16 protein-coding genes are annotated in these 22,079 nt (G+C 61.2%); all 16 read left to right on the top strand.

Annotated features, from left to right (window positions below; genetic code table 11):
- Window positions 1–30: 30 nt before the first annotated feature.
- The 16 genes from flgH to pseC all read left to right on the top strand — a co-directional run bounded on the left by flgH (window position 31) and on the right by pseC (window position 22,071).
- A complete protein-coding gene (gene flgH, locus HUW52_RS23415) occupies window positions 31–726 on the top strand; it encodes a flagellar basal body L-ring protein FlgH (RefSeq protein WP_038363773.1) in 696 nt (231 codons plus the stop codon).
- 27 nt (window positions 727–753) lie between these two features.
- The gene (locus HUW52_RS23410; protein WP_042704956.1) at window positions 754–1,842 is read left to right on the top strand and encodes a flagellar basal body P-ring protein FlgI; all 1,089 of its coding nucleotides are present in this window, start codon (window positions 754–756) and stop codon (window positions 1,840–1,842) included.
- A gap of 10 nt (window positions 1,843–1,852) precedes the next feature.
- The gene (gene flgJ, locus HUW52_RS23405; RefSeq protein WP_175555022.1) at window positions 1,853–3,145 is read left to right on the top strand and encodes a flagellar assembly peptidoglycan hydrolase FlgJ; all 1,293 of its coding nucleotides are present in this window, start codon (window positions 1,853–1,855) and stop codon (window positions 3,143–3,145) included.
- 24 nt (window positions 3,146–3,169) lie between these two features.
- Window positions 3,170–5,215 carry a flagellar hook-associated protein FlgK gene (gene flgK, locus HUW52_RS23400; protein ID WP_175555021.1) on the top strand — a complete coding sequence of 682 codons (2,046 nt, stop codon included), beginning with the start codon at window positions 3,170–3,172 and terminating at the stop codon, window positions 5,213–5,215.
- 13 nt (window positions 5,216–5,228) lie between these two features.
- Window positions 5,229–6,797, top strand: coding sequence for a flagellar hook-associated protein 3 (locus HUW52_RS23395; RefSeq protein WP_175555020.1), 1,569 nt, complete (start codon window positions 5,229–5,231; stop codon window positions 6,795–6,797).
- Between the two features lie 109 nt (window positions 6,798–6,906).
- A complete protein-coding gene (locus HUW52_RS23390; protein WP_175555019.1) occupies window positions 6,907–10,500 on the top strand; it encodes a glycosyltransferase in 3,594 nt (1,197 codons plus the stop codon).
- A 255-nt stretch (window positions 10,501–10,755) separates the two neighbouring features.
- Window positions 10,756–11,529 (top strand): glucose-1-phosphate cytidylyltransferase, encoded by a 774-nt coding sequence (gene rfbF / locus HUW52_RS23385; protein ID WP_016984278.1) that lies wholly within the window; start codon window positions 10,756–10,758, stop codon window positions 11,527–11,529.
- On the top strand, window positions 11,511–12,593 hold the full coding sequence (gene rfbG / locus HUW52_RS23380; RefSeq protein WP_175555018.1) for a CDP-glucose 4,6-dehydratase: 1,083 nt from the start codon (window positions 11,511–11,513) through the stop codon (window positions 12,591–12,593). Before rfbF ends, rfbG begins: the two co-directional genes overlap by 19 nt.
- Window positions 12,590–13,150, top strand: a complete 561-nt coding sequence (locus tag HUW52_RS23375) for a dTDP-4-dehydrorhamnose 3,5-epimerase family protein (RefSeq protein WP_175555017.1) — start codon at window positions 12,590–12,592, stop codon at window positions 13,148–13,150. The genes rfbG and HUW52_RS23375 overlap by 4 nt, the downstream gene beginning before the upstream one ends.
- Entirely contained in the window at window positions 13,147–14,373 is a 1,227-nt protein-coding gene (locus HUW52_RS23370) for a class I SAM-dependent methyltransferase (RefSeq protein WP_175555016.1), read from the top strand. Before HUW52_RS23375 ends, HUW52_RS23370 begins: the two co-directional genes overlap by 4 nt.
- On the top strand, window positions 14,370–15,491 hold the full coding sequence (locus tag HUW52_RS23365) for a DegT/DnrJ/EryC1/StrS aminotransferase family protein (protein ID WP_175555015.1): 1,122 nt from the start codon (window positions 14,370–14,372) through the stop codon (window positions 15,489–15,491). Before HUW52_RS23370 ends, HUW52_RS23365 begins: the two co-directional genes overlap by 4 nt.
- The gene (locus tag HUW52_RS23360) at window positions 15,488–16,153 is read left to right on the top strand and encodes an acetyltransferase (protein WP_016984283.1); all 666 of its coding nucleotides are present in this window, start codon (window positions 15,488–15,490) and stop codon (window positions 16,151–16,153) included. The genes HUW52_RS23365 and HUW52_RS23360 overlap by 4 nt, the downstream gene beginning before the upstream one ends.
- A 29-nt stretch (window positions 16,154–16,182) precedes the next feature.
- A complete protein-coding gene (locus HUW52_RS23355; protein ID WP_175555014.1) occupies window positions 16,183–16,911 on the top strand; it encodes a cephalosporin hydroxylase family protein in 729 nt (242 codons plus the stop codon).
- A 49-nt stretch (window positions 16,912–16,960) separates the two neighbouring features.
- The gene (locus HUW52_RS23350; protein ID WP_175555013.1) at window positions 16,961–19,885 is read left to right on the top strand and encodes a TIGR00180 family glycosyltransferase; all 2,925 of its coding nucleotides are present in this window, start codon (window positions 16,961–16,963) and stop codon (window positions 19,883–19,885) included.
- A 30-nt stretch (window positions 19,886–19,915) separates the two neighbouring features.
- On the top strand, window positions 19,916–20,917 hold the full coding sequence (pseB, locus tag HUW52_RS23345) for a UDP-N-acetylglucosamine 4,6-dehydratase (inverting) (protein WP_175555012.1): 1,002 nt from the start codon (window positions 19,916–19,918) through the stop codon (window positions 20,915–20,917).
- Complete coding sequence (pseC, locus tag HUW52_RS23340) at window positions 20,914–22,071, top strand: UDP-4-amino-4,6-dideoxy-N-acetyl-beta-L-altrosamine transaminase (protein WP_175555011.1); 1,158 nt, start codon at window positions 20,914–20,916, stop codon at window positions 22,069–22,071. The genes pseB and pseC overlap by 4 nt, the downstream gene beginning before the upstream one ends.
- The last annotated feature ends 8 nt before the right edge of the window (window positions 22,072–22,079 follow it).

The raw sequence follows: 22,079 nt of genomic DNA, 5'->3' as shown, positions 1-22,079 counted from the left end.
AGGTCGCCTGCAACACCGTGAGGTAGGGTCATGAATCGCTTTGTATCTGTTCTGGCATTGAGTGGGGTCGTCTCGCTCGCGGGCTGCGTCGCTCCGACGCCCAAGCCCAATGACCCTTACTACGCCCCGGTGTTGCCGCGCACGCCGTTGCCGGCTGCGGCCAACAACGGCTCGATCTATCAGGCTGGCTTCGAGCAGAACCTGTACAGCGACCGCAAGGCTTTCCGGGTCGGGGACATCATCACCATCACCCTGAACGAGCGCACGCAGGCGAGCAAGAACGCCAACTCGCAGATGGACAAGAACAGCGATAACAAGGTCGGTCTGACCTCGTTGTTCGGCTCCAGTCTGACCACCAACAACCCGATCGGCGGCAATGACCTGAGTCTGAACGCCGGCTATAGCGCCGACCGTTCGACCAAGGGCGACGCCAAGTCCGGGCAGAGCAACAGCCTGACCGGTTCGATCACCGTGACCGTCGCTGACGTGCTGCCCAACGGCATCATCGCCGTGCGTGGCGAGAAGTGGCTGACGCTGAACACTGGTGACGAACTGGTGCGCATTGCCGGCCTGGTGCGCGCCGATGACATCGCCACGGACAACACCGTGTCGTCGACCCGGGTCGCCGATGCACGCATCACCTACTCGGGTACCGGCGCGTTTGCCGATACGAGTCAGCCAGGCTGGTTCGACCGTTTCTTCCTCAGCCCGCTGTTCCCTTTCTAGGTGGCTACGTTGAATCTGAAAAGCTTCATGCTGGCGGCGACCCTGATGTCCGCCGCTTTTGGTGCCCACGCCGAGCGGCTGAAAGATATCGCCAGCATTTCCGGCGTGCGTTCCAACCAGTTGATCGGTTACGGCCTGGTGGTCGGGCTTAACGGCACCGGTGACCAGACGACGCAAACCCCGTTCACCCTGCAGACCTTCAACAACATGCTCTCGCAGTTCGGCATCAAGGTGCCGCCGGGATCGGGCAACGTGCAGTTGAAAAACGTCGCGGCGGTGTCGATCAGTGCCGACTTGCCGGCGTTCGCCAAGCCAGGTCAGCAGGTCGACATTACTGTGTCCTCGATCGGTAACTCCAAGAGCCTGCGCGGCGGCACCTTGCTGCTGACTCCGCTCAAGGGTATCGATGGCAACGTCTACGCGGTCGCTCAGGGCAACCTGGTGGTTGGCGGTTTCGATGCCGAAGGGCGTGACGGTTCGAAGATCACCGTCAACGTTCCGTCGGCCGGTCGCATCCCTGGCGGTGCTTCGGTGGAGCGTTCGGTGCCGAGCGGTTTCAACCAGGGCAACAGCCTGACGCTGAACCTCAATCGCTCCGACTTCACCACGGCCAAGCGTATCGTCGACAAGATCAACGACATGCTCGGCCCTGGCGTCGCGCAAGCCATCGATGGCGGTTCGATCCGTGTCACTGCGCCGCTCGATCCGAGCCAGCGCGTCGACTACTTGTCGATTCTGGAAAACCTCGAAGTCGATCCGGGTCAGGCGGTGGCGAAAGTCATCATCAACTCGCGTACCGGCACCATCGTCATCGGCCAGAACGTGAAAGTGTCGCCAGCCGCCGTGACCCACGGCAGCCTGACCGTGACCATCACCGAAGACCCGATCGTCAGCCAGCCGGGCCCTCTGTCCAATGGCCAGACCGCTGTCGTGCCGCGCTCGCGGGTGAATGCCGAGCAGGAAGCCAAACCGATGTTCAAGTTCGGCCCTGGCACCACCCTCGACGAGATCGTGCGGGCGGTGAACCAGGTCGGCGCGGCACCGGGTGACTTGATGGCGATTCTCGAAGCCTTGAAGCAGGCCGGCGCGTTGCAAGCCGACCTGATCGTGATCTGAGGCCGACCCCATGGATATGCGCAAGAGCGGTCTGGTCAGCAGCAGCGATTCGGGTTCCTACTCGGACCTCAATCGTCTGAATCAACTCAAGGTCGGCGACAAGAACAGCGATGGCAACCTGCGCAAAGTCGCGCAGGAATTCGAATCGCTGTTCCTCGGTGAAATGCTCAAGTCGATGCGCTCGGCGACCAACGCCCTGGGTGAAGACAACCCGCTCAACACGCCGGCGGCCAAGCAGTATCAGGAAATGTACGACCAGCAGCTGGCCGTTTCCATGTCCCGCGAGGGCGGTGGTATCGGTCTGGCTGACGTACTGATGCGGCAGATGTCGAAGAACAAACCGCTGGCGCCGGGCGAGGCCGCTGCCGCGTCCGCCGCCAAGCAGGAAGAAGCCAAGGCAAAAGCCGCGGCCGTGGTCACACCGGTTGCCGCTGGCACCGTTGCCACCAATGGCCCATTGTCGCGCCTCAATGGCGAGCGTCCGTTGTGGGCGTCACGTTCGGTGAATGCGCCGAACACGCAACTCGCCCATCGCAACGACATGGAAATGATCAACCAGCGTCGTCTGGCCTTGCCGCCGAAACTGGCCGATCGTTTGCTCGCCGGGCTGGTGCCGTCGGCCACACCGACGGCAGCGACCCAGTTGCCGCAGCGCGCCACGACCGCAGCCACGACCGGCGCCGGCCCGCTGTACAACGGCGACTGGCTGGCGCGCGCCGAGGGCGAAAAAGCCTCTGGCGCACAGATGCAGATTTATGGTCGCGCCATGGCGCAGATTCCGTTGGCGCCGGCGAAGAAAGCCTTCAGTTCCGCCGACGAATTCGTCAACACCATGCTGCCGATGGCCAAGGAAGCGGCCGACCGCATCGGCGTCGATCCGCGTTATCTGGTGGCCCAGGCGGCGCTGGAAACCGGTTGGGGCAAATCGGTCATGCGCGCCCAGGATGGCAGCAGCAGCCACAACCTGTTCGGCATCAAGGCGAGCAGCAACTGGAAGGGCGATTCGGCCCGGGCGATCACCAGCGAGTTCCGCAATGGCGCGATGGTCAAGGAGACGGCCGAGTTCCGTTCCTATGCCTCGTACAAGGACAGCTTCCACGATCTGGTGACTTTGCTGCAGAGCAATAATCGCTATCAAGATGTCGTGAAGTCTGCCGATAACCCAGAACAGTTTGTACGCGAGTTGCAAAAGGCCGGTTACGCCACCGACCCGAACTACGCAAGCAAGATTTCGCAGATAGCCAAGCAGATGAACAGTTTCCAAAACTACGCTGCGGCGGGTGTATCCACCACGCCTTTATAAGGCACAAGGTATAAGGTCTGAACCATGAGTTTGCTCAATATCGGGATGTCGGGACTGTCGGCCAGCCAGTCCTCTTTGGCTACGACAGGCAACAACATTGCCAACGTCGACACCGCCGGTTATTCACGCCAGCAAACCGTGCAGGGCACCAAATCCTCGCAGCAGTTCGGCACCGTGTTCATCGGTACGGGCACCACCCTGGCTGACGTACGCCGGGTGTACAACTCGTACCTGGAAAGCCAACTGCACACAGCCACTTCGCTCGACAGCGAATCGGCTGCTTACCTGGCGCAGGCCACACCGCTGGACTCGATGCTGTCGGACACCAACACCGGCCTGACCGGCGTGCTGCAGAAATTCTTCACCACGATGCAGGGCGTTTCGACCTCGGCGACCGATGACACCTCCCGTCAATCGGTGCTGACGGGTGCGCAGGCGCTGACCAGTCGTTTCAACACCATTGCCAAACAGCTCAACGACCAGAACACCACCATCAATGGCAGCCTGGGCGACATGACGTCCCAGGTGAACAAGCTGGCCACCTCGATTGCCAACCTGAACCAGAAGATCGGCGAGATCTCCACCAGCGGTGGTGCGCCGAACGATCTGCTCGACAGCCGCAACGAAGCCGTACGCCAGTTGTCCGAGTTGACCGGCGCACAGGTCGTCGAGCGTGGTACCAGTTTTGACGTCTACATCGGCAGCGGTCAGCCGCTGGTGATCGGCAACACCACCAACACGCTGAGCATGGTCGCGAGCAAAGACGATCCGTCGCGCATGGCCATCCAGATGGATCGCGGTTCGAGCACCATCGACATCACCTCGGCGATGAGCGGTGGCGAAATCGGCGGCCTGCTGACTTACCGCAAAGAAGTCCTCGACCCGTCGCTCAACGAGCTGGGCCGAGTGGCGCTGGTGATCGCGGATCAGGTCAACAGCCAGCAAGCCCAAGGCATCGACAAGAACGGTGACTTCGGCGCGGCGATTTTCAACAACATCAACAGTGCCGCGCTGGTCAGTTCGCGCAGCATCGCGCAGTCGGGCAACAGCACCGGTTCGGGTAACCTCGATGTCACCATCAAGGACACCGGCAAGCTGACCACCAGCGATTATCAAGTGACGTTCACCAGCGCCACTGACTACACCGTCAAGCGCTCCGACGGCACCGACCTGGGTGCTTTCAGCACCACGACCAATCCGCCGCCAGTGATCGACGGCTTTACCCTCGCGCTCAAGGGTGGTGCGTTGAGCGCCGGTGACAGCTTCAAAATCACCCCGACCCGCAATGCGGCGGCGAGCATTCAGACGGTGCTCACCGATCCGAAGAAAATCGCCGCGGCCGGTCCGTTGACCGGTGTGGCCAGCGCCAGCGGTCTGGGCACCTTCACCCAGCCGACGCTGACCAGCAAGATCGATATCTACAACCCGACTGCCCAGGCTGACATGCAGGCGGCGCTGAAGAATTCGACGCCGGTGAAACTGGTTTTCGGTGCGGTGACCGGGGGCAGCCAGTCTTACACTTTTGTGGATGCCAAGGGCGGCCTCATCAGCAGCGGCACTATCGTTCCCGGTCAATCGAACGCGCTGGAACTTAAAGTCGGCATCGTCGATGCCAGCGGCAACCCGGTGCTGGACACCAGCGTTACGCCGAACGTACAGAAAACCTTCTCCGTGCAGACCACTGTTGGCGGCACGCCGAAGCCTGGCGAAACCTTCACCATGAACCTGACCGGTGCGGCGTCTTCGGACAACCGCAACGCGCAATCGCTGGTCGCCCTGCAAACCGCGCAGACCGTCGACACCGGTTCGGCCAGTAAAGGCATCAGCCTGACTGACGCCTACAACAAGCTGGTGACCAACGTCGGCACCAAGACTGCCCAAGGCAAGTCCGACAGCGCCGCGACCTCGGCGATTCTGGATAACGCCAAAGGTGCCCGCGATTCGCTGTCCGGCGTGAACCTGGATGAAGAAACCGGCAACCTGGTCAAATACCAGCAGTACTACACAGCGTCTTCGCAGATCATCAAAGCTGCGCAGGAAACTTTCGCCACGCTGATCAACAGCCTTTAAGGAGTCGTAATTCATGCGCATTTCCACCGCCCAGTATTACGGCACGCAAGCGTCGGACTATCAGCGTAACTTCAACAAGGCTGTCGCCACCGCCAGCGAGGCGAGCAGCCTGCAACGCATCACCAATGCGTCCGATGATCCGATCGGCGCCGGTCGTTTGCTGCAACTGGGCCAGCAGGCCGCGATGCTGGATCAGTACAAGACCAACGTCGACAGCACCACAAATTCGTTGAATGTGCAGGAGTCCACGCTGGATTCCATCACCACCGCACTGGCGCGTGCCAAGGAACTCGCCCTGGCCGCCAACACCGGCACGCGCACCGACAAGGATCGCCAGGCTTACGCTGCGGAACTGAGTCAGATCCAGCAACAAGTGCTGGGCCTGATGAACTCCAAGGATGCCAACGGCAACTACATGTTCTCCGGTTCGAAGACCGATACCGCGCCGTACTCGCAGAATGCCGACGGCACTTACACCTACAACGGTGACCAGACCACGATCAACCTGGGCATCGGCGACGGTATGACGGTCGGCACCAATACCACCGGTTGGGATGCCTTTCAGCAGACCATCAACACCGGCCGCACCAGCACCAACATGACGGCTCCGGCAGTGGATGACGGCCGTGTCGTGCTGTCCAGCGGTACCGTTGGCAATGTGGCCACCTACAACTCCAAGTTCTCCGGTGGTCAGCCGTACACCGTCAGCTTCGTCAGCAGCACCCAACTGCAAATCACCGATGCGCTGGGTAACGACGTGACGGCCGAAGCCAGCCAGAACGGCGCGATCGTCAACACCACCGGCACCAACCAGACGGTCAGTTTCCGTGGCGTCGACCTGAAGCTGAACATCAACCTGAAAGCGGGTGACACCAACCCGGACGCGGTCATTGCCGGGCACAGCTTCCAGTTGTCGACCCAACCTGACTCGTTCACCACCGCGCGCAGCCCGGGCAACCCGTCTACTGCGGTGATTACCGGTTCGACCATCACCGACCAGTCGGCCTATACAAACGCCTTCCCGCAAGGCGGCGCGGTGCTCAAGTTCACCAGCGCCACGGCGTTCGATCTGTATGCGGCGCCAGTCACTGCAGACAGCAAACCCGTGTCGTCTGGCACCGTGGCCGGCGGCAACGCGACCGCTGCGGGCGTGACTTTCGCGCTGGGCAACACGCCGGCCGCTGGCGATCAGTTCTCGATCCAGCCGAACAATCACCAGACCCAGAACGTGCTCGACACGCTGGGCCAGATGATTACGGCATTGAATACGCCGATCGACGGTGATGATGTTGCCAAGCAGAAGTTTCAGGGTGTCATGGAGTCGGGTCTCGGTAACATCGACGCCGCTACCAACCAGATTGGCGCTTCTGTCACCACCATTGGTGCCCGTGGCCAGGCGCTGGAAATGCAAACCGCGACTAACCTCAGCTTGAGCACGGCGAACACCACGACCCAGGGCTCGATCCGTGATTCGGATCCCGCCGAAGTCATGACCCGCCTGACCCTGCAGCAGACCATGTTGCAAGCCGCGCAGTTGGCGTTCAGCAAGATCAGCCAGTTGGGTCTGTTCAACAAGATCTGACGATTAGCGGGCGCGTGAGCGCCCGTTTGCTCCGTCCTTCAAGTAATGTTTTTTAGCGGTTTCCAGGGCTCGCTTTACCGAGCGGGCTCGTACCGCCTGTGAGCCCGCCGTGAATTCACTCCCTCTCGTCAGCCTTGTCATTCCCGCCTTCAATCCACGCTTTTTCGAGCGTGCTTTGCGCAGTGCCGTTGCCCAAGGCTATGGCCATCTGGAAATCATCGTTTGCGATGACAGTCGTGGCGTCGAGATCGAGACCATCGTCTCGAATGTCAGCGAGGAGAGCGGCGTCGCCGTCCGTTATGTCCGCAACCCGCGCACGTTGGGCCTGGTCGGCAATCTGAAAGCCTGCCTGGATCAGGCGCAGGGCGAGTTCATCAAGTTTCTGTGTGACGATGATTTGCTGTATTCCGCCTGTATCGAGCAGCAGGCGCACGAGATGCGCCGTGCAGAGGTCAGCCTGGTGCTGGCGCAGCGACTGCTCTGGGACGCGAACGACATCATCCTGCCTGCGCGTCTGGAAAACACTTCGCTGTCGCCGGTCAGTGGCCTGTTCAAGGGCGACGATTTACTGGCGATCTTTGAAAAATTCCCGGTCAACGTACTCGGCGGTTTCAGCAACGCGCTGTTTCGCCGCGCGGACGTTGCCGAGCTGCTGCCGGCATTGACCGAGGAGGGCGGCGGCTTCGTCGCGAGCCTGGATTTTGCCTTGTATATCTGCCTGCTGCGACGCGGCAACCTGGCGGTGTCCAACAACGTGCTGAGCGCCGAGCGTCTTTATCCGGAGCGGCTGAGTGCGCAACAACCGATGAAGGACGCGATGGATGTCGAGCGCGAGTGGCTCTCGCAAATGCTCAAGGTCCGCAACGGTGAGTCGGCGCCGGCGCCAGGCTGGGTGCGTTACATCCCGCTGGCAAAGGCTGATGAGTCGCCTAGGGTTTGGGATGAGCTGCCGTTGAGTCGCACCCTGGGTTCCCGGCAGAGCCGCCAGGAGTGTGGCGTCGGGGTGGACAGCCTGAGTTTCGGCGAACTCTATGCGCAATGGCTGGCGTGCCGGGTACTGACCGAAGGCCAGCGCAAGATGCTGCCGGAAACCATCGCCGGTTGGTCGCACCAGCCGCGAATAGTGCCGGTCATCATCGACGACAAAGGCAGTCGCGCCGGTGTGGAACGTACGCTGGAGGCCCTCGCCAATCAGGATTACCCGGCGGAACTGGTGCTGGTCCTGTCCGCGTCCTGTGCCGAAGCGGAGCTGGATGGGCGCGTGTTTCGCCTGCCGCTGCAAGACGACGGGCTGGAGCAGCTCAATAGCTTGCTGCCGCAACTGGAAGGCGCCGACTGGTTCTACCTGCTGCAACCCGGTGATCGGCCGGTGGCCACGGCGTTGCTGATCATGGCTGACCGCATCGCGCATTCGCGGTCCTTCACCTGCCTGTACAGCGACGAAGGCAGTCTGCGCAGTGGTGAGTCGGCAGAGCCTGCGTTCAAGCCGGATTTCAACCTCGACCTCATGCGCAGCTATCCCTACGTCGGGCGGGCGCTGGCGTTCAAGCGCGAGCGGGTTCTGGAGTTGGGCGGCCTGACGCCTGACTTTGCCCAACTGGCGCCTCACGACCTGCTCTGGCGCATGGTCGAGAGCGACGGCACTCAAGTGATCGGGCACGTCGCCGAAGTGTTGCTTGAATCGAAATTCGATCTGTCCCAATGGCTCACCGACCCGGGTGTCCTGGAACAGAATCCACGGGTGCTCGATGCGCATCTGCAGCGCTTGGGGATTGCCTACGAGACTCGACGCGAGGGCAGTGAACTGCTCAACCGGGTCGACTATCGCCATGCCCGACGCCCGCTGGTGTCGGTGATCATCGTCGCTCAGGATCAGACGGCGGCCTTGCAGCGGTGTGTCGAAACGCTGCTGGAAAACACCGCTTATACCGAGTACGAAATTCTCTTGGTCGACAGCGGCAGCGAAAGCGCCGAGGCGCTGACCTGGCTCGACGGCATGGAGCAATTGGGCAGTGACCTGATTCGTGTGTTGCGCTACCCGCAAAAGCACAACCCCGCCGCCATTCACAACTTTGCCGTGAGCCAGGCGCGTGGCGAGTATGTGTTGCTGCTCAACGCTTTTGCGGTGATCACGCAAGCCGATTGGCTCGACGAATTGCTCAATCATGCGCAGCGCCCCGAAGTCGGGGTGGTCGGCGCCAAGTTGTTCGACCCGGACGGCGGGGTGTTGCATGCCGGCCTTATTCTCGGCTTGCAGGGGCCGGCCGGTTTGCCGTTCTTTGGTCAACCGATGCAATCGGAGGGCTATATGTTCCGGCTGCAGGCGGTGCAGGATCTGAGCGCTGTCGGCGGTGACTGCCTGATGGTTCGCAAGTCGGTCTTCGAGGAGGTCGCGGGGCTCGACGAACAGGACTTGAAGGTCGCCTACAACGTCGTCGATCTGTGCCTGCGGGTCGGTCGCGAAGGTTATCTGGTGGTGTGGAATCCGCATGCCCGGCTGGCGGTGGGCACGCGCCCGGTCGCCGTGGCAACAAGCGAAGAGCAACAACAGCACGAGCGCGAGCAGGATGCGTTTTACCAGCGCTGGCTGCCGCAGATTGCGCGCGATCCCGCCTACAACGTCAACCTAGCGCTGCAAGGTATCGGGGCCAGCAACTTTAGCCTCGAACCGGGTCTGCTGACCGGCTGGAGTGCGTTTTCCAGGTCGAGTCTGCCCAACGTGCTCGTGGTGCCGATCAACGCGTCTGCCATCGGCCATTACCGCATGAGCCAGCCGATGATCGAGCTGGAGGCGGCCAACCGGGTCGAGGGGCGCATCTGCTACGGCTTGCCGTCGATCGTCGAAATCGAGCGTCAGGCCCCCGACGTGATCGTGCTGCAAGGGCGCTACTCGGAGCACGCCATCGATGAAATTCCGCCGCTGAAGAAGTATTTCAGTGCCCGGCGTATTTTCGAACTGGATGACTATGTCATCGACGTTCCTCATCGCAATGCCCACATCCGCAACATGCCGAGCAAGCAGGACATGGAGCGCATGGTGCGTCGAGCAATCGGCCTGTGTGATCGGGTGGTCGTGTCGACTCAGCCACTGGCCAATGCGCTGTCGGACATGCACCACGACATTCGTGTGGTGCCGAACATGCTCGCCAAAGACCTCTGGAGCAATCTGCGCAGCCAGCGGCGTACGTCGAAAAAGCCACGGGTCGGTTGGGGCGGTGGCACCAGCCACCACGGCGACCTGGCCGTGATCGCCGAGGTGGTTCGCGAACTGGCCAATGAAGTCGACTGGGTGTTCTTCGGCATGTGCCCGGATGACCTGCGTCCGTACATGCATGAGTTCCACGGGGTGATCCCGCTCGACGTGTATCCGGCGAAACTGGCCAGCCTCAACCTGGATCTGGCCCTCGCACCGCTGGAGTTCCACATCTTCAACGACTGCAAGAGCAACCTGCGGCTGCTGGAGTACGGCGCGTGCGGCTACCCGGTGATCTGCACTGACACCGAAGCCTATCGCGGCTACCTGCCGTGCACGCGGGTCAAGACCAACACCACCGATGAGTGGCTGCAGGCGATTCGCATGCACCTGGCCGATCCGGATGCCAGCTACCGCATGGGCGATGAGTTGCGTGAGGTGGTGCTGCGCGATTACGTGCTGCGTGGCGATAACCTGCGCTACTGGGAGAATGGCTGGCTGGCGGACTGACCGGTTCCAATCGTTGAAACAGCTCGATGAAAGGGATGAGTCCGGTGACGGATTCATCCCTTTTTTCATGGCTGCACGTCCTGCGACACGTAGCGCACCGAGCTGGCGCGTTTCCTGCAAGTCCCCCTCAAATCGCCATAAAACGAGCGCTCGCGGTCATTGCCCCTGCGCCCGAAACGGCAGAAAGGTTTAGCCAGAAGGCCGCAACGCTCAAGAAAGCGATGCGCAGCCCTGTGACGAACGAGAGGGGAGAGGATGAAGGCAGTTATTTTGGCGGGTGGTCTGGGCACGCGCATCAGTGAAGAGTCGCACCTCAAGCCCAAGCCAATGATCGAGATTGGCGGCAAGCCAATTCTCTGGCACATCATGAAGCAGTACTCCGCCCACGGGATTCACGATTTCGTGATTTGCCTGGGCTACAAGGGGTACGCGATCAAGGACTTCTTCGCCAACTACTTCCTGCACACCTCCGATGTGACCTTCGACATGCGTGAAAATCGCATGGACGTTCACCAGAATTACAGCGAGCCATGGCGTGTGACGCTGATCGATACCGGTGAAGAGACCATGACCGGTGGCCGCCTGGGGCGAGCCGCGCGCTATCTGGAAAATGAAGAGGCCTTCTGCTTCACCTATGGCGACGGCGTTTCCGATTTGAACATCAGCGCATTGGTCGATTTCCACCTGACTCACGGCAAACTGGCCACCGTCACCGCCGTACAACCGCCGGGCCGCTACGGCGCGCTGGATCGTGAAGGTGACCGGGTGCTGGGTTTCACCGAGAAGCCACGCGGCGACGGTGGCTGGATCAACGGCGGCTTTTTCGTGCTGTCGCCCAAGGTTCTGCCGCTGATCGAAGGCGATTCGACGTCGTGGGAGTCCGGCCCGCTGGACGGACTGGCCGCACGCGGTGAGTTGATGGCGTTTCAGCACGACGGTTTCTGGCAGCCCATGGACACCCTGCGCGACAAGAACCATCTCGAAGCCCTGTGGCAGAGCGGGGAGGCCCCATGGAAGCAATGGGACTGAGTGCGGATTTCTGGCGCGGCAAACGCGTCCTCGTCACCGGGCACACCGGTTTCAAAGGCAGTTGGCTGACCCTGTGGCTGCAAAGCCTCGGCGCGCAAGTCAGCGGTTTTTCCCTCGATCCGTCGACCGAGCCGAGTCTGTTTGAATTGGCGCGGGTGCACGAAGGCATCAACGATCAGCGCGGTGACCTGCGTGATCTCGGTGCCTTGCTGGAAATCATCGCCGACACCGAGCCGGAGATTGTTTTGCACCTGGCGGCTCAACCGCTGGTGCGTGAAGGCTATCGCGATCCGCTCGGCACTTACTCCAGCAACGTCATGGGCACGCTGAACCTGCTTGAAGCGATTCGTCAGGTCGGCTGCGTGCGCGCCTGTGTGCTGGTGACCACCGACAAGGTCTACGCCAACAAGGAATGGCTGTGGCCGTACCGCGAAGACGAAGCCCTTGGTGGCCACGATCCTTACAGCAGCAGCAAGGCTTGCTGCGAACTGTTGGCGCAGTCTTATGCCGCGTCATTCTTTCCGGCGGACAAATACGCTGAGCACGGTCTGGCCTTGGCCACGGCGCGTGCCGGCAACGTCTTGGGCGGCGGTGATTTTGCCCCAGAGCGACTGATTCCCGACGTGCTCAAGGCCTGGACCGCCAACGAGCCGGTGACCCTGCGCTATCCGCAAGCCGTGCGCCCATGGCAGCACGCGCTGGAACCTTTGGCCGGTTATCTGCAACTGGCCGCCGGCCTCTACGAACAAGGTCCGGAATACGCCGGGGCGTGGAACTTCGGCCCGGGCGAGGCGGACATGTGCAGCGTTGGCGAAGTGGTCGAACAGCTCGCCAGCCGCTGGCCGCAGGCGCGCGGTCTGCGCATCGAAAAAAGCGAATTGCACGAGGCCGGCCTGCTGCGTTTGGACAGCAGCCGCGCACGTCAACTGCTGGGCTGGCAACCACGCTGGACCTTGCAGGCATGCCTGACCCAGACCCTCGACTGGCACCTGGCGTGGCAGAACGGCGATGACATGCGCAGCGTCACCCTCGGCCAACTGAACCTGTATCGAGGCGCGCTGTGAGCGAGTTTTCCCTGGAGGCGTTGCCGCTGGCTGGCCTGTTCAGCGTTCAGCACAAACGCTTCGAAGATCAACGCGGGCACTTCGCCCGGTTGTTCTGCGAAGGCAGCCTGAGCGCGTTTGGCAGTGAATTCCATATCCGTCAGATCAACCATTCCTGCACTCGCGAGAAGGGCAGTGTGCGCGGTCTGCATTATCAGAATGGCAACGCCCCGGAAGCCAAACTGATCACCTGCCTGCGCGGTGAAGTGTGGGACGTGGCGGTGGATCTGCGTCCTGACTCCGCGACGTTTCTGCACTGGCACGCCGAGCACCTGAAGGCCGGCGATGGCCGCAGCCTGTTGATACCGGCCGGTTTCGCTCATGGTTTCCAGACCCTCACTGAAGATGCCGAATTGCTCTACCTGCACAGCGCCGATTACGCGCCGGAACACGAGGGCGGTCTGTCGGTGAACGATCCACGGCTGGCAATTGCCTGGCCGTTGCCTGTCAATAATTTGTCAGCGCGTGATTCCAGCCATCCCGCGCTCGATCAACACTTTGCTGGAGTGCGTCTATGAACTGCCGTGGGTGCGCCGCACCGCTGAGCCTGCCGCTGATCGACCTTGGCACCTCGCCGCCGTCCAACGCCTACGTCCACGCTGATCGCCTGGAGCAGGCCGAGCAGTGGGTGCCGCTGAAGATCGCGGTGTGCCAGCAATGCTGGCTGGTACAGACCGAGGATTACACCAGCGCCGACAGCCTGTTCGACGCCGAGTACGCCTATTTCAGTTCGTTCTCCAGCACCTGGCTGGCCCATGCTGAGTGCTATGTCGCCGAGATGGTCGAGCGCTTCGGCCTGACTGCCGACAGCCGCGTGGTGGAAATCGCCGCCAACGACGGTTACCTGCTGCAGTACGTAGCCGGTCGCGGTATTCCGTGCCTCGGCGTCGAGCCGACACGCAGCACCGCACAAGCGGCGCGCGCGAAAGGTCTGCAGATTCGTGAGTTGTTCTTCGGTCGCGACACCGCCGCGCAGTTGCAAAGCGAAGGCTGGGGCGCCGATTTGATGGCGGCCAACAACGTGCTTGCGCATGTGCCGGACATCAATGATTTCCTCGGTGGTTTCGCGACGTTTCTCAAGCCAACCGGCGTGGCCACTTTCGAATTCCCGCAACTGCTGACGCTGATGGCCGGCGCGCAGTTCGACACGCTGTACCACGAACATTATTCCTACCTGTCGCTGACTGCCGTGCAGACGCTGTGCGAGCGCAATGGCCTGGAAGTGTTCGACGTCAGCCAGTTGAGCACCCACGGCGGATCATTGCGGGTGTTCGTGCAGCGCAAGGACGGCGAGCGTCGCCCGGTGCAGCCAACGGTGCAGCAACAGTTGCAGGCCGAACTCGATGCCGGGGTGAAAACCGCCGAGTACTACGCGACCCTCGCGCCCGCCGCTGAACGCATCAAGCACGAGCTGCTGCGCTTCCTGTTGCAGGCCAAGGCTGACGGCAAACGGGTGGTCGGTTATGGCGCGGCGGCCAAGGGCAATACCTTGCTCAACTATGCCGGGGTCAAACCGGATCTGTTGGCCTGGGTGGCTGATGCCAACCCGCACAAACAGGGAAAATGCTTGCCGGGCAGCCGCATTCCGATTGTTGCACCTGCGCGGATTGCCCAGGAGCAGCCGGACTACATTCTGGTGTTGCCGTGGAACCTGTTGAGCGAAGTGACGCAGCAACTGTCTGCGGCCAAGGCATGGGGCGCACGCTTTGTCGTCGCCGTTCCGGAGTTGATCATCCAATGAGCAGAATTCATTACACCAAACCCAGCGTTGGCGAACTCGAAGCGCAGTACGCCCTGGACGCCGTACAAAACGGCTGGGGCGCACGTTGCTACGAATACCTGACACGTTTCGAGCACGGCTTTGCCGAGCATCTGGGCGCCACCTACGCCATCGCCACCTCCAGCTGCACCGGTGCGCTGCACATGGGCATGGCCGCCCTGGGCGTGGGTGCTGGCGATGAAGTGATCCTGGCCAACACCAACTGGATTGCGTCGGCGGCACCGATCACTTACCTGGGCGCCACGCCGGTGTTCGTCGATGTACTGGCGGACAGCTGGTGCCTGAATCCGCAACGTGTCAGAGCAGCGATCACCCCGCGCACCAAGGCGATTCTCGCCGTGCATTTGTACGGCAACCTGTGTGACATGGACGCACTGCTCGCCATCGGCAACGAGTTCGGCATCCCGGTGATCGAAGACGCGGCGGAAGCCATCGGCTCGCAATGGCGCGGCCAGGCTGCCGGTTCGCTGGGGGCTTTCGGCGCTTTTTCGTTTCATGGCACCAAGACCATGACCACCGGTGAGGGCGGCATGTTCGTCACTTCCGACAAAGCTTTGTATGAGCGTGTTCTGACCCTGTCCAACCATGGGCGAGTGGCGGGTTGCACTAAACAGTTCTGGCCGGAGTTTGTCGGTTTCAAATACAAAATGAGCAATCTGCAGGCCGCCGTTGGCTGCGCCCAGGTCGAGCGAATCGACGAGTTGATCGCGCGCAAACGGGCGATTTTTGCCAACTACGCCCGAGCGCTCGAAGGCGTACCGGGTGTGTCGCTCAACCCCGAGCCGGCCCATGCTCGCAATGGCTACTGGATGCCGACCGTGGTGTTCGATGCCGCCACCGGCATCGACCGCGAGCAAATGATTGCCGCCTTCCAGGCCGCCGACATCGACGCCCGGGTGTTTTTCTGGCCGCTGTCGTCGCTGCCGATGTTCAGCGAATACGCGGTCGACACGCCGCTGGCGTTTGCGTTGCCCGAGCGCGCCTTCAACCTGCCGAGCTATCACGACATGACCGACGCCGATCAACAGCGCGTGGTGCAAGTGGTGCTGGATCTGCTGGCTCACAGGCACACAGTGTGAAGCTGTATTTGCTGGGGGCCGCCAACCCGGAAGCGGTGCGCATGCTGCACGCCGTCAAGCGCAGCACGCCGAACGTCGAATTCGCCTTCCTCGACAACGATCCGCGCAAGCACGGCACGCTGTTCTACGGGGTGCCGGTGCTCGGTGGTTGCGAACTTGTCGGCGAACTCAATGGCGAGGACGTGCGCTTCGTCAATCTGATCACCGGCAGTACGCGGTTACGCTACGAAACCACCTGTCAGTTGGTGGATGCCGGTGCACGTCTTGGCCAGTTCGTTCATCCGGGTATCGACCTGAGCATGATCCGCATGGGGCAGGGCAGTTATCTGCAGGAAGGCGTGCTGATGCAGGCCGAGGTGACACTGGGCGACAACACCAGCATCAGTGCCGGCAGTGTCGTGGGGCATGAGGGGCAGATCGGCCATTCGGTGTTCATGGCGCCGGGCGTGTGTATCGCCGGTTGCGTGGAAATCGGTGACGGGACCTTTATCGGCACCAACGCCACGATCCTGCCGCGCCTGCGCATCGGTCGCTGGGTGACCATCGGTGCCGGTGCGGTCGTGACCAAAGATGTTCCGGATTTTTCGGTCGTGGCGGGCAATCCCGCCAGGATCATCAAGACCAACGCAGTGCCTTACCCGGACGCCAGGGTGTTCAGGTAAGCCGTTTCCCGAATTTTTGGAGAGTTGCAATGAATCCGCATGAACAGTTTCGCGAAGAAGTAAAAGCCAACATCGAAGGCCTGCAGAACGACAAGGCCCTGCAAACCGAGTCCCTGGACTGGGTCGGCACCACGGCCAAGCACAAGTACACCTACAACTTCAGCTGGATGGGCCGGCCGATCATTCAGTTCCCGCAGGACATGGTCGCGATGCAGGAAATCATCTGGAACCTGCGCCCGGACGTGATCGTCGAGACGGGCATCGCCCACGGCGGTTCGCTGGTGTTTTACGCCTCGATCCTGGAACTAATCGGCCACGGCGAAGTACTGGGCATCGACATCGATATCCGCGAGCACAACCGCGAAGCCATCGAAGCGCACCCGATGTTCAAACGCATCAGCATGATCCAGGGTTCGAGCATCGATAGCGCCATCGTCGATCAGGTGCGCGAGCGTGTGCAGGGCAAAAAAGTGCTGGTGGTGCTGGACTCCAACCACACCCACGAGCACGTCCTCGAAGAGCTTCGCCTGTATGCACCACTGGTGTCGGTGGGCAGCTATTGCGTGGTCATGGACACCGTCGTTGAAGACATGCCGGCCGATGCGTTCCCGGATCGTCCGTGGGGCAAGGGTGACAACCCGAAAACCGCGGTGTGGGCCTACCTGGAAGAGAACCGCGATTTCGAGATCGATCAGTCGATCCACAGCAAATTGCTGATCACTGTCGCGCCGGATGGTTATCTGCGCCGCGTGCGTTAATCGACAAACAACGATGGGTTTTCGGCGACGCGCCGCTTGTGGGGAATATATGCAAGGCAAGAACATTTCAGGAACCGATCTGGCACTCAACGAACAGTTGACGGTTGTGCTGATCTCTCACGAACGCCCGGCTTTTCTGCGTAGAGCCATTCGCTTCTACAGCAGCCTGCCGTGCAGAATTCTGGTGCTCGATTCATCGGCGGTGGCGCTGCAGGGCATCCCTGAGGAATTCACCCGCGTGGATTATCAGCACTTGCCGCAGTTCGGCTACTGGGGTATTCGCGCCAAGCTGGCTTACGGTGTCGAGCAACTGCAAACGCCCTACATGGTGTTTGCCGCCGACGACGACTTCCTTGTGCATGATGCCCTGTACGAAGCCGTGGCATTCATGGATGCCAACCCCGATTACAGCCTGTGCCATGGCTACAGCCTGATGTATCTGGCATTGGCCAACAGCGTCAATTACTACCGCCGTGACAAGAAAGTCTGCGAAGACTACTCGGCCGATCAGGCCGAGGAGCGCTTGCTCGATTACATGCAGCAGTACCTGCCGCCGTTCTATGCCGTGCAGCGTACGGCGATCTTGCGCGACTGGTACGCCGCCATGCCGCAAGACACGATCTTCCAGTGGCAGGAAGTCGGTCACACCTTTTACATGCTGGCCCGGGGCAAGGTGCGGATTCTGCCGATCCCGTATGTCGTGCGCGAAATCAACTACGAGCAGTCCGATCACAATACCGAGATCTATCACACGCTGGCCTATATGGACGCCAAGAACGTGGCCGGGCGCGAAGCGTTTGCCGAGTTCCTCGCGTCGTTGCCGACCCAGCTTCAGCATCAGGATCCACAGCAGGGCAAACAGTTTGCCCTGAAGAGTTTTGCCACGCTGGCCGAAAGCCTGCGGACCTACCGGGCACTCACCGCCGAGTTGATCTTCGAGTCGACCTGGATCGATATCGAGTCCGGCCCGCAGCGTCGGTTCGGGCCGAAGCAATACGTGGAAATGCCTTTCTATAACCAAGTGTTTTTCGATCAACTGACGCAATTCGAGTTTCTGTTGCACGCGATGCCGGCCGGACGCGTTCAGCTCAAAGAGCTGGAAGGTATCTGGGCTCGCCAGCAGAGCCTGATGCTGGCACGCAACAATGACACCCCGGAAAGTGTGCTCGACCGCTTGTGGCAGGCGCACGACGCCAACGTGTTCAATCGCGCGGTGATCAAGCAACTGCTCGTGCAATTGCAACCGCTGGACGAGGAAGACGACGCGCCAGTGCTGCGCGATTGGGTCGCGCGTCTGGACGCGGTGTTGCTCGAAGGGCATCAGCCGACATTCGCCAAGATGCTCACCGGCCGCCTGCTCGAGTGGCTCGCCGCGCGTGCGCCGGATACCGAGCAGGCCACGGCGATTGCCCGTCACCTGGCAGAGAATGCCGGCGGTCCGCAGTTCGGCATCTTCCTGCTCGATCTGGACAACGACATCGACAAGTTGCAAATCTCCCTGGACAGCTTGCTCGAAGGCCACAGCAAAGCCTTCAAGGTCGTGGTGTTCACCACCGGTGAACCGCCGGCGGCAACCACTGCACAAAATACCCTGCACTTTGTGCGAGTGACCCAAGGCAACTTCGTCGACAAGCTCAACCAGAGCGTTAATCAATCGACCAGCGACTGGTTGCTGCTGGTTGAGGCGGGTGAAGAGTTCACGGCTGCCGGCCTGTTGCGTGCCGGTCTGGAACTGATGGCTGCGCCGGGTGTGCGTGCGGTTGCCACGGATGAAATCCAGCGCCAGGAAAACGGGGCTCTGGTGGATCTGTTCCGCCCGGGCTTCAACCTGGATCTGCTGCAAAGCGTTCCGTCACTGATGGCACGGCACTGGTTGATTCGTCGCGAAGTGCTGACAGGGCTCGGCGGTTATCAGGCCGATTTCAGCAAGGCGCTTGAGCTGGATGTACTGCTGCGCATCATCGAGGAGGGTGGTCTTGACGGTCTGGCCCATCTCGATGAGCCACTGCTGATCACCCGGGCGCCGGTGCTGGAAGAAAATCCTCACGAGCGTCAGGCGCTGCTGCGGCACTTGGGCAATCGTGGTTACAAGGCTCAGGTCACTTCGACGCAGCCAGGCACCTGGCAGATTGACTATCGTCATGCCGAGCGGCCGCTGGTCTCGGTAATTGTCTCCGCCGGCGACGATCTTGCCGCATTGAAACGCTGCCTGGATGGCGTGCTGCTCAGAACCCGTTACACCCGCTATGAGCTGTTGATTGCGGTCGGCTCGAACCCGTCGGCCGAGATCAATGATTGGCTGGGAACGCTGCACAACGCCAAAGTGCGCGTGCTGCAGGTTGATCGTCCGCTTGATCAAGTGGCGCTGTACAACGCGGCCAGTCAGCAGGCGCAGGGCGAATATCTGGTGCTGCTGGCCACCGACAGTGAAGTGGTCAACCCGAACTGGATCGAGTCGTTGCTCAATCACGGCCAGCGTCCTGAGGTCGGTATCGTCGGTGCCAAACTGGTGGACCGCGACGGCAAGATCTCTCAGGCAGGTTTGATTCTCGGATTGAACGACGGGGTAGCTTCGGCCTTCATCGGCGAGAAACACGCTAACGAGGGTTACATGCAGCGCTTGGCGGTCGAGCAGAACTACTCGGCGGTGTCGAAGGCGTGCCTGATGGTGCGCAAGGACTTGTTCGAAGCGCTGGGTGGCCTGGACGACGTGACCTTCGCCGCCGGCTTCAGCGATATCGATCTGTGTCTCAAGGCCGGGCAGGCTGGTTACCTCACCGTGTGGACACCGCTGGTGCAGGTCTTGCACACCGGCGAGTTGCCGCAAGCCCCTGAAGCATTGGCGGCATTGCGTGAGAAGTGGAGCGCGGCGTTTGCCCAGGATCCGGCGTACAACGCCAACCTGGCGCTGACCGGCAAAGGTTTTACCCTGGGTGAAAGTGCCCCGATCAATTGGGCGCAATTGCTCGGCTAAGCCTGGCGAACAGGACACAGGAATTCAGACATGTTCAACGGTAAATCGATTTTCATCTCCGGCGGCACCGGCTCGTTCGGGCGCAAATTCATCGCCCGCCTGCTGGAGCAATACCAGCCCAAGCGCGTGGTGGTGTTTTCCCGTGATGAACTGAAGCAGTATGAAATGCAGCAGACGTTCAACGCGCCATGCATGCGTTACTTCATCGGTGACGTGCGCGATGCCGATCGTCTGCGTCAGGCCATGCGCGGCATCGACTACGTCGTGCACGCCGCCGCGCTGAAGCAAGTGCCGGCGGCGGAATACAACCCGACCGAATGCATTCGCACCAACGTCAATGGCGCGGAGAACATCATCGCCGCCGCCATCGATAACGGCGTGAAAAAAGTCGTGGCGTTGTCCACCGACAAGGCGGCCAGCCCGATCAACCTGTACGGCGCGACCAAGTTGCTCTCGGACAAGTTGTTCGTTGCCGCCAACAACATTGCCGGCGAGCAGCAAACCCGGTTTGCCGTGGTGCGCTACGGCAATGTGGCGGGTTCGCGCGGTTCGGTAGTGCCGTTCTTCAGCAAGCTGATCGCCGACGGCGTGCAGGAGTTGCCGATCACCGACGAGCGCATGACGCGGTTCTGGATCACCCTCGACCACGGCGTGCAGTTTGTCCTCGACAGCTTTGCGCGCATGCACGGTGGTGAAGTGTTCGTGCCGAAGATTCCGTCGATCCGCATCGTCGATCTGGCGCGCGGCATGGCTGAACATCTGCCGCACAAGAACGTCGGCATTCGTCCCGGCGAAAAGCTCCATGAGCTGATGGTGCCGCTGGACGATGCGCGCATGACCCTGGAGTTTGCGGATCACTACACCATTCAGCCGTCGATTCGCTTTACCAGCGTCGATGTCGATTTTGCCGTCGACAATCTTGGCGAGCAGGGGCGTGCCGTGAGCGAAGATTTCGAATACCGCTCCGACACCAATCCGCATTTCCTCTCGGTCGGGCAGATCACCGACCTGCACGCGAAGCTCTCGGTATGATTCCCTACGGTCGGCAAAGCGTCGATCAGGCAGACATCGATGCGGTCGTCGAAGTGCTGCAATCGGACTGGCTGACCCAGGGACCGAGCATCGAGCGCTTCGAGCAGGCGCTGGCCGAACGTTGCCAGGCGGACTTCGCCGTTGCGGTGTGCAACGCCACGGCGGCGCTGCACATTGCTTGCCTGGCGGCAGGCTTGGGGCCGGGCGATCGTTTGTGGACAACCCCGAACACCTTTCTCGCCTCGGCCAACTGTGGACGTTATTGCGGTGCCGACGTTGACTTCGTCGACATCGATCCGCTGACCTGGAACCTCGATGCCTTCGCCCTCGAAGCGAAACTCGATCAGGCCGAGCAGGACGGCGTCTTGCCGAAAGTGCTGGTGGCGGTGGCGTTCTCCGGGCAGAGCTGCGACATGCGCAGGATTGCCGAACTGGCCGAGCGCTACAACTTCACCGTGATCGAAGATGCATCTCATGCGGTCGGTGCGTCCTATGCCGGGCGGCCGGTGGGCTGTGGCCAATTCGCGGCGATGACGGTGTTCAGTTTCCACCCGGTGAAGATCATCACCAGCGCCGAGGGCGGTATGGTCTTGACCAATCGCCCGGAGCTGGCCGAGCGCCTGCAACGCCTGCGCAGCCACGGCATGACCCGCGATCCGCAGCAGATGAGCAAGCCGAGCCACGGTCCGTGGTACTACGAGCAGATCGAGCTGGGTTTCAATTATCGGATCACCGATCTGCAGGCAGCACTGGGTTGGTCGCAACTGGGCAAACTCGACGACTTCATCGCCCGGCGTCGCGAACTGGCGGCGCGTTACGATCGTCTGCTGGCGTATTTGCCGGTGACGTTGCCCAGCCTTCAGCCTGAGGCAGAGTCGGCTTGGCATCTGTATGTGATTCGCTTGCAGACCGATCACATCAGCCTCAGTCACCGTCAGGTGTTTGAGGGCTTGCGCAGTGCTGGTATTGGCGTGAATCTGCATTACATTCCTGTGCACTTGCAGCCCTACTATCGCGACCTGGGTTTCGCCGAGGGCGATTTCCCCGAAGCCGAGCGTTATTACGCCGAGGCGATCAGCCTGCCGCTGTTCCCGCTGCTGAGCGATGAGCAACAGGATTACGTGGTCGAGCAATTGCGTCGGCTGACCGAATAATTGCCACT

This window comes from Pseudomonas sp. 43A, from assembly GCF_013363935.1.
In the GTDB taxonomy this organism is placed as follows: Bacteria; Pseudomonadota; Gammaproteobacteria; order Pseudomonadales; family Pseudomonadaceae; genus Aquipseudomonas; species Aquipseudomonas crudilactis.
Note: the sequence above shows the minus strand (reverse complement) of the source record. Positions and strands in the feature narration are given on the sequence as shown.